Source organism: Lachnoclostridium phytofermentans ISDg (assembly GCF_000018685.1).
Lineage (GTDB): Bacteria > Bacillota > Clostridia > Lachnospirales > Lachnospiraceae > Lachnoclostridium > Lachnoclostridium phytofermentans.
Genome location: NC_010001.1, coordinates 1,960,834 through 1,975,606, shown reverse-complemented (window position 1 = coordinate 1,975,606; position 14,773 = coordinate 1,960,834). Strand labels below are relative to the sequence as shown.

Here is a 14,773-nt window from a genome sequence, read left to right as displayed (position 1 = left end):
TATCATCAGAATCTATGAATGCTGGCACTGCTAATATAATCAAAAAATGCCCGCCTGACCTGCTTCATGTATGTAACGCCTATCGGTACGTTTTCGCCGGTCTTTAGATACAGGCTGTTCTGCTGGAATTTTGAAATATAAGTCAGGTTCACAATATAAGAGCGGTGTATCCGGACAAATCCCTTATTAAGCAGCTGTTTTTCAAGTTCTTCCATTTTTGAATAAAAGTTGATGGTCTCCGTTCTGTTGTAATGGACAGTTACGACCCGTTTCCAGATTTCAAAAAAAGAGATATCCTTAATTGGGATAACCGTTTGAGTATTCGCTGATTCACATAGAAACATATCGGTTGCTTTTTTTTGAACCAATGCCAAAGCCCTAAGAAATACCTGCTCAAATTTTTCTGCAGACATTGTCGCTTTTATCAAATACTGAACAGGTGAGACATCAAAAGCATCAAAAACATAATCCTCACTTGTGGTCAGAAAAACTATCTCCGCTTTGCATTCAAGCTCCCTGAGCTTCCTAGCAGTATCCAACCCGTTTAGTTTACTCATGAGAATATCCAGATAGATGATATCAGCTTTATCTGGGTTATCAGACAGATGGAACAGCAACTGTTCTCCGGAACTGAAAGCAGAAATTACAACTTCAACTTTATTTTTCCTGGCTATTTTTTGGGTCAGTCCGGCGTATTGGCTAAGGGTTTCCTTATTGTCATCACATAGAAGTATAGTTAACATAATTGCTTACCTTCCTCTCTTTCTAGCAGTATGCTTCTCTCACCGGTGTCGGCAGGGATCTGCTTTGCGTATTTTCCTATTATTTTAATCCAATGGCGGATGTTAGTTCCCCAATGCTCCAATTAAAGTTTTGAACTTTCCACTAAATACCTTTTGGAACCCAAATATAGAATAGTTTTTACCTTATTCACATTAATTTTCTCTTTTCGTCATAAGAAAATAACAGTAGCATAACATATTATATTTCAAATATAAATACCTATTTGATTGTTAGTGCAATAATAGTATATTCATATTTATCCCGCACGTTTGAAGATTATCTGAACGTTATCCTACACTATTACCTAAACTCTCTTTCGTTAAATAATTGAATTATTTACCAACTAAATACAATATGCCAATTTAAAGATTTTGGGGTAACATTGTATCCTATTTGCTTTTTTATGTTCCCAATAAATATTTAGATTCAAAAATTGGTGGTGAATCCTTCTTTCGATTCACCACCATTCTTCATAGAAAGTAAAAGTTCGAGAAGCATACTTTTACTTGATTATATTATACTTACTTTTCTAACTAAATCAAAAAGCAGAATACTCCTATAGGAACATATGTCTATTATAATTTAAAACTCCTTATAGCAGCCGCAATAATTGAGATAAATCTGAAACCCAATTTGTTCTATTTTTCTACACAATGCTGGATATGAATAAGAACAGTCCTCTAAGTTTCGAAAACTTTTTGCTATTTTAGACTCTTCCACCAAATCTTCATAGTATAAAAATTGAAATCCATTTTGTTCAAATATTTGTTCCAACATGGCACAAATATCATTAAACTCATTACGATAAGTCTCCAATACTTCTTCTTGTTCTACAATCTGTTCAAGGATAATCTGTAATCTAGAAATCCATGATGCCGATTCTTTGCAAATTTTTTTCATTTCATTATACCGATGTATTGTTGCTACTTCTGATTTTTTCTTCTTGAGTCTTTCTTTTAAATCCTCAATGTTTAATTGCATTAGTCTTGTACGCTCCAATTCGGAATCAATTGAAGAAATAACAAACTTACCGGAAGAATTGAGCAAAAATCCAGCTTCTTTTATACTACTCACTAAGGATTCTTTTATTTCACTTGTTAATCTAGGAACATCTGAGCATAATTCTTTTTTTGGTAAGATATAATGACATAATCCTAAACTTCTTTGGATGGAAGGTACTATACTAATCAGTAATTTATTATAGTTCTCCTCTTGCCTATAATCTTCACATTTTTGATATACTTCCATGTAATCTTCTATAATCTTTTGCTTCATTACCATTGGATTTTCTTTTCTTATTTCATTACTCCCTGAATACTCTTTGATTATATTTTCTACTTCTTTCGTTTGTCTTTCTTTAAAAATTAGCTTCTTTTCCACTTGTTTTTCCTCTTGCGCTTCCTTTTTCTCCCCCCATATATTTTGAAACCAGGAATCCTTTTTCACTTTTGCCCCATCTTTTTTCTGAAACCTAGAATACTGATTACAGGAATTTTTTCTCTGCCTTAGGCAAGTGTATGCTATTCCAGCAAGCAACAACGCAATGATTAATATTATAATTTCTTTCATATCACCCTCCAATGTAAGGAGAAGAAGTTGTCCCTTTTTCTTACCTTAACATGACCTATTCTATGTATATGTTAAGAAACTAATGATTCATGCCTACTTCTATAAGAATGTTAGAATTCATTGGTAACATGTTTTTACTAATAATATAATATGTAATATTATTTCAGATGTTAGCTAAAATGTGCGGATTTTTGATTTTCTATGCAGAATTTAAAATATAAAAGCAGTGGCTACATAAGCACAGTGCTCATGATTGTATGTCTCACCTTTCAGAATTTTATCAGGCAAAAAAATAGGGCCAAAGATAGAAATCTTTCTGCCCTAAAAAACAAGAAAAAGTACGCTTTGCGTACTTTCCCTTGTTTGAATAAAAATCTTTTAAATATCTAACTTACGAATCTTTTGATCAGAAATTTCATATACAATATCCGCTAGGTTCTCAACGAGCTTTCGATCATGTGATATCACAAATAATGTTCCATCATAACTTGATAATAATTGTTCCAAACCTTCCATTGTATAAATGTCCATATGATTAGTTGGTTCATCTAGAACAAGGAAATTACAACCAGACACTAAGACTTTCGCTATTGCTGTCTTCACCCTCTCCCCGCCTGATAAAACTCGTACTTTTTTCTCAATATCATTTTCCTTCATATAGAGATTTGCCAGTACAGCTCTACAAATATGACGTGGGACTACAGAAGTTGATACTACATTCTCTATGACTGTTTCCTCATAGTTTAAATTCTCCTGCTCCTGCGAAAAATATCCTATCTTTGCATCTTTGGTTATAAAGGTATGCTCATTCTCTTGTAGAATGGCTTTAATCAGACTAGATTTTCCAGTTCCATTTTCACCTAATAAAAAGGTCTTCTTCCCAGTTTCTATTGCTATACTGGTGTCCTCTAATATGGAACGGGCTCCAAAAGAAATCGAGATATCCTCAGCTTTTGCTGCAACCTTTGCCTTTATCTTTGACATTTCTCCAAGTTTCATTGACACTTCAGGCAGGTCTTTTGGCCTTTCTTTCTTCTCCATATGACTGAGTCTACTAATTAAAGCACTGGCCCTTCCTTGAACATGACCTTGTTGAATGGAAGCGGTTCCTTTATATAACATCCATTCACTGGAACTCATTCGTTTTGGAGGCTTTCCTACTTTAACTGCTTCCTGCTTTACCTCTGAAATTGTTTTTTCTAACCGTTTTTTCTCATTCACATACTGACGGTACTCAAATTGTTCAAATTCACGCTCTCTCTTTCGCTGTTCATACCAAGAAGTATAGTTACCCTGAAAGATCTTTAGCTCTCCGTCTTCTAGCTCCCAAATTTGATTGCACACTTTGTCTAATAACTCTCTATCATGCGAAATTAGAACAACTGCACCACGATATCCACATAGCATCTTCTCTAGGAGTTCAATTCCTTTTACATCTAAATTGGTAGTAGGCTCATCTGCAAATAGCAATGGTGCATGTTTTGAGAAAGCAGACGCTATTGCAAGCCTTGTTTTTTCTCCACCACTTTTTACCGCACTATCTTTTAACTTAAATCTACTTCGTAGACTACCTTCTGCATCACCATCGGTCTCACCGCTTTGTAATATTTCAGCGATTTCGCAATCTCTCTTTATAACTCCCTCATCACAGTCGATTCTTCCACTTAATATACCAAATAAGGTACTTTTGCCAACACCATTTCTTCCAACTAGACCAATACGATCTCCATCTTCAATTGCAAGTTTACTTATATCTAACACACTTTGTATGCCATACTCTTTTTTTATATTCTGTCCATATAATAGCATAAAAAAAATCCCTCCTAAACACCACTTCGTTCAGAACGGATCTAAAACATCGTTTCTTAAATATAACCATCTCAAATGAATATGGTTATACCAAGTGATATTCTGAACATGACTATTCCAGTATCTTCCGATACCAATAGAATGTCTCATGACTAAACGAAATGGAAACATAAATAGACTTTACCTATACTACTCGGCAAAGTTACTCTTCATCTACCAATTACTTTGTTCAGTCACTATATATTCATGTTCTCTTATACCACCTTTTTCTTTTCTATCAACATTATACTATTGTAAATACTTTATGTCAAATTATACATTTAATTTTATTTGTATCTATGATTCATTAATTTTATTTGCGTTAATTATACATTAAATTTGGATTGCGTATATATACATTAATTTGCTATAACAATTATACATTTAATTTGTTATCACTAAAGATATTAAACTTATTATGACTAAAAAGGATTAACTCACAGCTATCTCAAAAAGAGAACTATATAGAAACAGGTATCCAAAAACAATTTACTCCTATTGTTTCCAGATACCTGCAATTGAACTCTTATAACGGTTTTCTATTGCATCAACTTGATTTTTGCCAAATCTTTTACATCGACCTGATTTTTTCCAAATCCATTATATCAACTATATTTATCCAAATTTCTTACATCAACAGGATTTTTTCCCAAATCTCTTCCTGTACAGGTATTCCATGTTCCGTATTTTCAATTCTTGTATTGAGAGAACTCTCACCCGGATAATAAATTGAACCATTTTCCTTAACAGGAACAGAAGCTTTGATATCGTCCAGAACATTATTTATAAGTTCGTCTGTTAAAGCAACATCATTAAAATGTGATGGATCTATTGCAATCATTACCTGGGAAATCGCAAATTCATCTTCCCCAAGCTTACCAATCTCCGTAACCGAATTACCACCAGAAAGGACGGTTGCTATCAAATCAAAAGCAATTGACAATCCTGAACCTTTCCAATATCCCATTGGCAGTATACGACTCGTTTTTTCAATTGCCGCAGGATCATTAGTGATTTCATCATTTTCATCATAACCGCCTGGAATAGGGAGTTTTTTACCGTTCAATCTATATTCTTCTACCTTACCGTATGAAAATTGTGACATCGCACAGTCTGCTACAACATGGGCTCCACTACTTCTAGGGATTGCAACAATAAAAGGATTATTACCAATACGTCGGTCCTTAGCACCCCAAGCAGGCATATTAGGCATCGTATTTGTCCAGCAAATTCCTATACACCCTGCATTGGCAGCCTGCCAGCCGTATGCACCGCCTCTCATCCAATGATTCGTGTTTTTAATGGCAATACAGCCGATTCCATGTGTTCTGGAAAGCTCAATTGCACGATCCATACAAATCTGAGCATTCAAATTTCCCATTCCAAGATTGCCATCCCAACGTTCCACACATCCGAATGCTTCAGTCTTCGCTGCGGTCTGTTCAGGTTTAATATATCCTTTTTCTATATAGGAAATAACCCTTGGAAAGCGGTTAACACCATGTGAATACACTCCATCCAAACTGTTATCAGCAAACAATTTTGCACTAAGCTTAGCCTTTTCTTCAGAAAAACCATATTTGATTAATACTCTCGTGAATTCTTTTACCATATCGTCATACTGGATTCTCATCTTGTTTTGTCCTCCTACGTCTACTTTTATAATAAGTTAACTAATGTAAGTGCCAGCTGTATCTAATATCTCTCTGTATTATAACAGATTTTAATTGATTTACAAGATTCCCCCCGCCATTGTCTATCGCATGTCACCAAAAAAGGCAGAAGAAACATTAATTAAGTGTTTCGTCTGCCTTTTTACTAATATTCGTAAATCTATATTCTTATAAGAATGCTTATCGATTTCTTATGTGAAAATGAATATAACTATTCGGGCATGTCACTATTTACTCGCTACACAACTCTTAGCAGCGAATAAAAAGCCAGAATCGCTAACCCAGAATATTTTCGTCATCATCATTATATGTCATCAGGTTGCGTTCATAGCCGTTCGCATCACGGAACGTATTGGATCTCATCATAGTATTCAGGATGTTTTTAACGCCTCTTTGCAGCTGACCGCGGGTCAACAAGCCATTGCTAAGAGCCTCTAAAACTTGGCTGGCGTTTCCTCCATATCCTTCAGGCATGCGTACTTCGCATTGGGCACGAACCATAGATCCTTGTCCGTTGTCAAAATTTGGGTTCCAATCACTCATAACCAAACCGTCAAATCCCCATTCCCCCCGCAGTATGTTTGTGAGAGTTTCATAGTTGGATGCTCCGTGGCTTCCATTAATCATGGGGTAGGCTGCCATAATACCTGATGCATTGGTTTTTTTAACCGCAATTTCAAATCCTTTCAGATAAATTTCGCGCAATGCCCTTTCAGATAATATCGAATTAGAAGTTTTTCGGTCTATTTCCTGGTTGTTGGCCGCAAAGTGTTTTAAGATCACCTGCATGCCCTGGGACTGCGCGCCCTGCGTTACCGCCACCGCAGACATACCGCTTACCAGTGGGTCTTCGGAATAATACTCAAAGTTTCTGCCGCTGAGCGGATCACGGTGGATGTTCATGCCTGGGGCAAGCCAGATATCAATATTATATGAGTTGGCTTCCCTGGCAATCGTTACGCCTTCTTGCTCAATCAGAGCAATATTAAAGGTAGCGGCTACCGCAGTGGCACTTGGGAACTGAATGTTTGGTGTCGGTGGTGGCAGTAAGGGTACGACGACGAAGCGGATACCTGCGGGACCATCCACTGTTTTAACAGCATTAATTCCATAAGTAGTGAGATCGGGACCAGCTTTCGCATTCTGATTGCCAACCCCCGCCTCTATGGTACCATCCGCTGTTAAAGTAACACCATATTTACTGAGATCGGAACCAGATGGATCTTCACCATTCCAACCGCCAAACCCACCCGCTATAGGACCATAATCCTGAAAGCGGACAGAAGGATTTCCGCAGGTGAGCCAAGCCATTTCTTCGTCTGTAAGCTGGGCAATAAAAGCGTCCATCAGATTTGGGTCTATAAGTACGTCGGACAATTTAAGCCCCACATCTCCCGTTTGCAAAATCTCAGGTGGGTCATTATATACTATATCTTCCAATGGAATTTCTCTTGTGGGAACGGTCTCAAATGCAATTTCTCCGTTTTCACCTACGGTCAGTCTCTGGAACACATCTCTCTCTTCTACAGCAGCCTGCTGCGAAAGCTGTTCAACCATAACAGGAATGTTGTCCCTAGAAGATAATGAGTAAGTACCCGCCAGTTCCACGTTTTTAACAGAATTGCCGACATAGATCTCATAATTTCCCACTTCCATAACATAAGCGTATGGGTATCCTGTAACACCAGAATCATCGTAGGATGACATCTGCGAAACGTCGAATGACAATTTAACTCTTTGCTCCTCACCTGGCTGAATTTCATCTGTTTTTTTGTAAGCAATCAGCTCTTTTGCGGGTTTGCCCAATTTTCCCTGTGGTGCACTGAAATACACCTGAACAACTTCCTTACCTGCATTTATGCCGGTGTTCGAGATTCTTACTTCAACAGAAATTGTTCCTTCAATGGAATCATCATAGCGGATAATTTCCTGCTCAAATGTAGTATATGACATGCCATAGCCAAATTCATAAGCCACTTTTTCAGGGGCAAAGGTTTCGAAGTAACGGTAACCGACATAAATATCTTCCACATAAACTGGATTTACGTTAAGTTGACCCCAAGTGCCGTTGCCGTTTTCCATATTGGCGTTTACCATAGCGTTGCGGGTTGGGTAGTCGTTAATATCAACTGCCCAAGTGCCGGTCAGCTTGCCGGATGGGTACACCGTACCTGATAATAGATCTGCTACCGGGAGTCCACCTTTATGACCAGGCAACCATACATTGAGCACAGCGTCCGGATTATAGTCGTTCACCCACTGCATATCAATGAAGGAAGCGATATTTAACACCACGATAACTTTTTCAAAGTTATCGGATACGGTCTGAAGCATGTTCCTTTCTTCCTGCGTTAAATAATAATCGCTATCTGTGCGGTCGTGAAATTCTCCGCTGCTTCTTCCAATAATCACAATGGCTGTATCGGTATAGACGGCCGCATCCTCAACTATGTCTGGATAAGCAGCTAGCGGCATTTCCGAATTGGTGAAAACACCTTCATTGTCTATTTCAGGCGGATTTTCCTTGGCCCATGTTTCATAAAGCCGGGCAAGAGGTTCAAAATAATCAATTACGCCCCTGGTACGGATACCGTCAATGATATTTACATATTCCGCATTATCAATGTTAACATCACTGGATCCTTTTCCACCCTTGATTGTGTTTACCTGAGTTCGACCGAAAATGGCAACTTTATTATTTGATACGTCTAGCGGTAAGGCATTGTTGTTGTTTTTGAATAACAAAGAACTTTCAACAACGATGTCATAAGCCACTTGGAAAACATCTTGCAACACAGAAGCGGCACTGGAGTTTGTGGGCATTGTTTTTTTCATTTAATTATCTCCTCATTAGTGTAAAAATTATACCTTGATTTTCGGTATCTTCAATCCATAATTGATTTTTAACATCAAAAACTCAAATTTTTCTTCTACCATTGTTTGTCTTGCATATTCTAAACCCTTAAATATATATTCGTTGCACCATGCAAACAAAGAGCTATCAGAACAAAAAACAAAAACTAACTGACTACTATCGTGGCAGAAAAACTCCGAATAGTCAATGCATTCAGCAAAAAAAATCCCAGTCACACCGGCATCGCCGCAGCAGAGCCAGCGCACCAACAATATATGAAGGTTATGAGAAAAATAAATCTAACAGATAAATACCTCTCGGTCCAGCATGTTTTCATTGGGGATTGTAAATTCTAATATATAAAAAAGGTGTTGCTACAAAAAACGTATCAACACCTCGTATTTTTTAATAAATTAATTGTCTAACATCATTATAGATGGTTTCAATTTCATCTCGTAATTTTAATTGTTCTATTCGGCAAGCTTCATAAGCAAATGCAAACTCTTTTTTTGCAGCCTTTAAAAATGCTTGGTGTCCGCTTCCACCAATTCCAAATACTTTCGATAAGCCCATTAGTATTAGACCTTGGTTATAATGCCATTTTGCATTACTAAAATCTAACTCTATAGCGCGATTAGTTAAAATCGAAGCAATACCAAGGAGATTCGGATTTTGTTCACGTAGTTTCATAAGCATATTGCCAGCATAACCATAATAGAGAGCTTTATGAACCTCGGTGGTCGCTGCTTTTAAGTAGCATTTATACGCCTCCATATAATCCTTGCGGCGATAATTTAATTCACCGTGATAGAACCATCCAAGCGCTACTTCTCTCTGATCTTTTGAATTAAGTAACACATCGATCTTATCAAGGATAAGCTTCATTGCAAGTTTCTCGTCATTCTTTGCCTTTAGGGCACATTCATCCATCAATTCCTGAAGCTTTTTACTTTCCTCATAGATTTCTTTTGGAGACTCCTCACTCTGAGGATATAAAAAGCTCACCGCTTTTGGAAGTCTCTCCGTCATCTGGGGGATACCGAGATTTTCTATCGATACCATCATCTCTCTTCCATCTGGATCATATTCATCAAATGGTACTTCAGCTTCCTCCTGCTTTACAATGTCTTCACAAAAAAGACGATGATATATTTTATAGGATTCTTCAAATCTTCCTAGAAAGAAAAATGCTTTTCCTAACGTAGATAATACGTATGGATTTGCCTCATCCTCAGGCTCTAATAAACGAACTGCTGCCATGTAATCCCCATATTTTATTGCTTTATTTGCTTCTGCTACTATTCCAGGTATCATATACAAGTCCTCCTTACTGTAATAACCTTAACGACACAATTCAAAAGGTTACCTTTCTATTGTACAACGAAAATAGAAAGTTCTCAACTAGAGGATGTTATCTTTTTCGACATTTTTTATGCTATTTATAATTTTTCATATTTTCCCAAAATAGTTTCTATAATTCGATTGTTACGTTGATTACAGAGAATTCCCTGATAAAGTTATCCCTGTATATATTCCAAAGTCTTTCTCAAAAAAGATTCGACAAATCTTATAAAAATCTCCAACACGTTTTATGGTAAGTTCCCCCTTATATTCTCGGTCTGGACCTGCAGAGGTTAATGTCTTTACCAATAACTCATATTCATAGCTTCCGTCTTTCTTCTTTGTCTCTTTTATTATATCTACTTGTGATACCCAAGGACTAGAAACTCCAGTAACCCAGTAAGGATCGGTTTCTTCTAGTCGGGATAGATAGTTCTTTTTTAAAGAATCGCATAGGATAGAAAACATCATTGCTCCATTTCTTTCCTTGATACTTTTAATAAATACATCTAACGCGGCATCAGGAGTACATACCCCTAGCTCTTCCACTGCTTCTAACAATAATTCTGTATGTACCTTATATCGGTCCACTTCCTCTGCACTCACTGCAATTTGGCCATAACTACTATGATCATAAAGATGAAATCCCATTGAAATCATTAGTAAAAAGATCAATAGATACGTTGAGGTCTTTGTTGATTCTTTCCTTTTCATGGATTCCTCCAAAATATCAATCTTTTTTATACTATATGTTTACGAAAAATATCTAAGCATTAGATATGAGAGGAAAGGTTATATTACTTATAGATTTTATAACAAATTTTTTAATATTTTTATAATATTTCATAAAGTTATTATTTACCTAAGAGAATTTTCTATTTTTTACTTGATAATCTACTATTTTATGCTACTATATTACTTTGGTGTGATTAAAAAACCTTTGTAATTGCATCTATAACATACAAACAAGAAAAAGTACGATTCGCGAACTTTTCCTTGTCATGAATAAAGGAAGAATCTTATCTATGAAAAAGACAAATGATTTGGGGAAAGATAATATTTCCTCATTGGTTTTTAGGCTTGCAATCCCTACGATGATTGCCCAGTTAGTTAATGTGCTCTATAGTATTGTTGACCGAATGTATATTGGAAATATCCCTGAAATCGGCGACATAGCATTAGCAGGTGTTGGGGTATGTGGTCCAATCGTAACCTTACTCTCCTCCTTTGGTACTTTGGTTGGATTAGGTGGGTCCATTTTGATGGCTATGAAAATGGGAGAACAAAAAAAGAAGGAAGCTGAGCAAATATTAGCGAATAGTTTCTTAATGTTACTTATTCTCTCTGGAACTTTAACTCTGATTTTTTTACTTTCTAAAGATTTCCTTCTCTATCAATTCGGAGCAAGTGATGTAACATTCCCTTATGCTAATACTTATATGACAATCTATACCGCTGGAACCTTTTTTGCTTTACTAAGTATTGGCCTGAATTATTTTATCACATGTCAGGGTTACTCGATGGTTAGTATGACAACCGTTATAATCGGCGCTATTAGCAATATTATACTGGATTCCGTCTTCGTCTTCGGATTTCATATGGGGGTTGCTGGGGCTGCGATTGCTACTGTCATTGCGCAGATGTTTTCTTGTCTATTTGCATTAATTTTTCTATTCCGTAAGCAAGTACCTATACGCATAACCTTTGGTGGATACTCCAAAGCAATCATGAAGAAGATAATTTCCATTGGTTTATCACCATTTCTTATATTAGCATCGGATAGTATTATTATCATTATTATGAATGCTGTATTACAGTATTCCGGTGGTCCTAGCGAAGGTGATTTATTAATATCAGCCGCTACTATTGTACAAAGTTATATGTTATTAATCACAGGCCCTTTGGTTGGAATAACTGGTGGAACACAAGCTATTATCTCTTATAATTACGGAGCTGCACGTGCTGATCGTATCAAACAAGCAGAACGTATCATATTGATGTTATGCCTTGCATTTACTTCATTTATGTTTCTAGTTTCCCGTAGTGTTCCGCAGTACTTTGTAAGAATCTTTACCACGGATACTTCCTTAACTCATCTATCTGTTTGGGGTATTAAAGCATTTACACTTGGTGTCATCCCTCTTTCTTTTCAATATGCACTGATCGATGGTCTAACAGCTTTGGGACGTACAAAAACTGCTCTAGCCTTATCCTTATTCCGTAAAAGCTCGTATGTAGTATACATGCTATTATTAACCTCATTATTTACAGCAAAAAGCGCATTCTATGCAGAGCCGCTAAGTGATACGATTTGTGCTATTGTAACAACAACTGTATTTCTTAAAGTATTTAACAAACATTTGAATGCTCGTTGTAAAAATGCGAATATACAAGAGATTAATTCATAGTTGAAGTTATCATAAATCAGATATTTTTCATAAAAAAGCAGATGGCATGAATTGTATATTAACAACTCATGCCATCTGCTTTTTTGATTCATGACAAAGAAAATTAGGGAACTTTTTCTTGCTTAATTTATATCTGTTTTATGAAATTATCCATACTCATTTTACGAATTCACTCACATCACTTTTCATGAAATAATTCTATTTTATTTTATGATATCATAAACATTATTTTTAAGATTTATTTCGCATCTATCTTATAATTTATTTCGCATCTATCTTATAATTTATTTCGCATCTATCTTATAATTTATTTCATAACTAACGATATGCAGTTTTTATCGCTTTTAACAATACCTTAGGTTGTTTTTTATATGGTGTAACTGGACAAATTTTCTTTTCTTTGTATTTCATTAAGGTATAGACTGCAATGCGTGCTGCACGAACAGAATACTCTTCCGTAAAGACCATGTCCTCTGGAATCTCAACAAACTGGCTTATCATAGCGAAGTTAGTGGAGTTCTTTGGTACTACATAAGGTCTGTCCTTCATTTTTCTTGGTTGGAACTGAGCATCTATATATGGCATCATGCTAGGTATCACATTAATAACATCCTTAAGAATACGTTGTTCATCCTTTTCAAAATGAAGATGATGCAGCAACTCGATTAAGATTTCTTCTCCAGTACATTCTCTCATAGGCTTCTTTACATAATCGCCAATGTGGTCAGTATACAAGCCATAGCCCCAAAAGATTGTAGTATCCATTGGTTGGTTTTTAAAATGTGGCTGTGCAGCAACTACGATACTCATTAACCAACTGGAATCTTTAAGCGTCATAAGAGCACCACTACCAGGTATATTTCCGGAGAACTGCTCTATTTTTCTTAAAAGGATATTTCCTTTTAATGTTACCGTAAAGCTCTCCCAATTTGTCTCATATGGATGGTCAAAGAAAGGTTCTGGATTACCAAGTCCAGGCTTTTTACTAGCGACACGAGCCCAAAGTTTCCCAGATAGTGCAGCAGAAAAATCTACCTTTGCTGGTGTATGAAGCCCACCATTAGTTGAATTATCTGACATGCAACCATTGGTCATAATACAGAGGTCTGTCGATTTTAAAGTAATCGCTTCCTTTATTCCATCTCTACGAGTATGAATTTTAGTTGCTGTTATCTTTTCTCCTTCTGCAAAATCAATATCCTCAACAGCCGCATTCATACTAAAATCTACACCATGTTTTTCTAGATAGGTCTTTAGTGGTAAAATGACAGATTCATATTGATTAAACCTAGTTCTTGTAACACCTTCTAACGTTTCAATTCTAGAGAATTCAAAAATCATTCGTTCCATATATCGCTTGAATTCTAACAAGCTTGACCACCTTTGAAATGCAAATGTTGTTTGCCACATGTACCAGAAATTTGTAGTAAAAAAGTGCTTGCTGTTCTTAAACCATTCTTCAATCGTCATATCATCAAGCTTTGCTTCTGGCATAAGCATTAGTTTTCCTAATAGGAGTCGATCTTTTGTATTAAATCCCATACTATGAACATCTAAAATTTTTCCATCTTTATTAATTAATCTTGCCTGAGCATGGGTTGGGTGTAAATGATCGAAATTTAATATCTCTTCTGTTACACTTCTTCCTGGCATTTCAATCGACGGTATACTTTGAAATAGCTCCCAGAAGTTCTCGTAAGTTTCTTCATTTAACATACGACCACCTCGACAAATAAAGCCGGAATGGTCATCTCCTGCTCCGTCATTACTTCCTCCAAGTATAGGAAGGGCTTCTATAACATGAATACGATTGCCACTCATCCTACAATCTCTAATCAGATACGCTGCAGCTGCTAAAGACCCCAAACCGCCTCCAACAAAATAAACATCTCGATCCGTATCTAACGTATCTTTAAGATCAAAATACCGTTTCATAGTGTTTTTTCGATTTTTATTAAAACATTTTTTTGTACAAAGAGCAGTCACTGTTGTAATCGTTAAAAATGCTGCAATTTCTGTACAAGAACATTTCTTTCTTTTCATTTTGCCTCCTCATACTATAAAAAAATCAATCAATTCTATTATAGAAGTATAAGCAAATCTAGAAACATTATGTATTATATAGTTTTTAAAAGTAATCTCAAAAACAAGAAAAAGTTCGCTTTTCACAAACTTTTTCTGTCATAAATAAAATAAATTTCTTATAGATAAATGTGTAGACTTATCCGAGAGTTATTTGGAAACTTTTTTTGATATCCCAACTCTATTATTTATATTTCAACTTTCTTATTTTACAA

Annotated in this window: 9 protein-coding genes; 1 reads left to right on the top strand and 8 read right to left on the bottom strand. The window is 36.0% G+C overall.

The window, feature by feature from the left end; all coding sequences use genetic code 11:
• Positions 1-5: 5 nt before the first annotated feature.
• The 7 genes from CPHY_RS08320 to CPHY_RS08290 all read right to left on the bottom strand — a co-directional run bounded on the left by CPHY_RS08320 (position 6) and on the right by CPHY_RS08290 (position 10,782).
• Positions 6-743, bottom strand: coding sequence for a LytR/AlgR family response regulator transcription factor (locus CPHY_RS08320; RefSeq protein ID WP_012199628.1), 738 nt, complete (start codon positions 741-743; stop codon positions 6-8).
• Positions 744-1,365: 622 nt separating this feature from the next.
• Complete coding sequence (locus CPHY_RS08315) at positions 1,366-2,352, bottom strand: hypothetical protein (RefSeq protein ID WP_012199627.1); 987 nt, start codon at positions 2,350-2,352, stop codon at positions 1,366-1,368.
• A gap of 378 nt (positions 2,353-2,730) precedes the next feature.
• Entirely contained in the window at positions 2,731-4,161 is a 1,431-nt protein-coding gene (gene abc-f / locus CPHY_RS08310) for a ribosomal protection-like ABC-F family protein (protein WP_012199626.1), read from the bottom strand.
• Positions 4,162-4,828: 667 nt separating this feature from the next.
• Positions 4,829-5,833 (bottom strand): 3-dehydro-L-gulonate 2-dehydrogenase, encoded by a 1,005-nt coding sequence (gene yiaK / locus CPHY_RS08305; protein ID WP_012199625.1) that lies wholly within the window; start codon positions 5,831-5,833, stop codon positions 4,829-4,831.
• Between the two features lie 316 nt (positions 5,834-6,149).
• On the bottom strand, positions 6,150-8,708 hold the full coding sequence (locus CPHY_RS08300) for a glycoside hydrolase family 3 protein (protein ID WP_012199624.1): 2,559 nt from the start codon (positions 8,706-8,708) through the stop codon (positions 6,150-6,152).
• A gap of 424 nt (positions 8,709-9,132) precedes the next feature.
• Positions 9,133-10,041: a hypothetical protein gene (locus CPHY_RS08295; RefSeq protein ID WP_012199623.1), complete on the bottom strand. Its 909-nt coding sequence runs from the start codon at positions 10,039-10,041 to the stop codon at positions 9,133-9,135.
• A gap of 180 nt (positions 10,042-10,221) precedes the next feature.
• Positions 10,222-10,782, bottom strand: coding sequence for a hypothetical protein (locus tag CPHY_RS08290; RefSeq protein WP_012199622.1), 561 nt, complete (start codon positions 10,780-10,782; stop codon positions 10,222-10,224).
• 311 nt (positions 10,783-11,093) lie between these two features.
• Between CPHY_RS08290 and CPHY_RS08285 the strand changes: the two genes are divergently transcribed.
• Positions 11,094-12,476, top strand: coding sequence for an MATE family efflux transporter (locus tag CPHY_RS08285; protein WP_012199621.1), 1,383 nt, complete (start codon positions 11,094-11,096; stop codon positions 12,474-12,476).
• Between the two features lie 318 nt (positions 12,477-12,794).
• Here the strand turns inward: CPHY_RS08285 and CPHY_RS08280 are convergent, their stop codons facing one another.
• Positions 12,795-14,519: an oleate hydratase gene (locus CPHY_RS08280; RefSeq protein ID WP_012199620.1), complete on the bottom strand. Its 1,725-nt coding sequence runs from the start codon at positions 14,517-14,519 to the stop codon at positions 12,795-12,797.
• Positions 14,520-14,773: the final 254 nt, after the last annotated feature.

What these genes read in the sequence shown, in the direction of transcription:
- CPHY_RS08320 (WP_012199628.1), bottom strand. Translation starts at nt 743, where the DNA reads ATGTTAACTATACTTCTATGTGATGACAATAAGGAAACCCTTAGCCAA.
- CPHY_RS08315 (WP_012199627.1), bottom strand. Translation starts at nt 2,352, where the DNA reads ATGAAAGAAATTATAATATTAATCATTGCGTTGTTGCTTGCTGGAATA.
- abc-f (WP_012199626.1), bottom strand. Translation starts at nt 4,161, where the DNA reads ATGCTATTATATGGACAGAATATAAAAAAAGAGTATGGCATACAAAGT.
- yiaK (WP_012199625.1), bottom strand. Translation starts at nt 5,833, where the DNA reads ATGAGAATCCAGTATGACGATATGGTAAAAGAATTCACGAGAGTATTA.
- CPHY_RS08300 (WP_012199624.1), bottom strand. Translation starts at nt 8,708, where the DNA reads ATGAAAAAAACAATGCCCACAAACTCCAGTGCCGCTTCTGTGTTGCAA.
- CPHY_RS08295 (WP_012199623.1), bottom strand. Translation starts at nt 10,041, where the DNA reads ATGATACCTGGAATAGTAGCAGAAGCAAATAAAGCAATAAAATATGGG.
- CPHY_RS08290 (WP_012199622.1), bottom strand. Translation starts at nt 10,782, where the DNA reads ATGAAAAGGAAAGAATCAACAAAGACCTCAACGTATCTATTGATCTTT.
- CPHY_RS08285 (WP_012199621.1), top strand. Translation starts at nt 11,094, where the DNA reads ATGAAAAAGACAAATGATTTGGGGAAAGATAATATTTCCTCATTGGTT.
- CPHY_RS08280 (WP_012199620.1), bottom strand. Translation starts at nt 14,519, where the DNA reads ATGAAAAGAAAGAAATGTTCTTGTACAGAAATTGCAGCATTTTTAACG.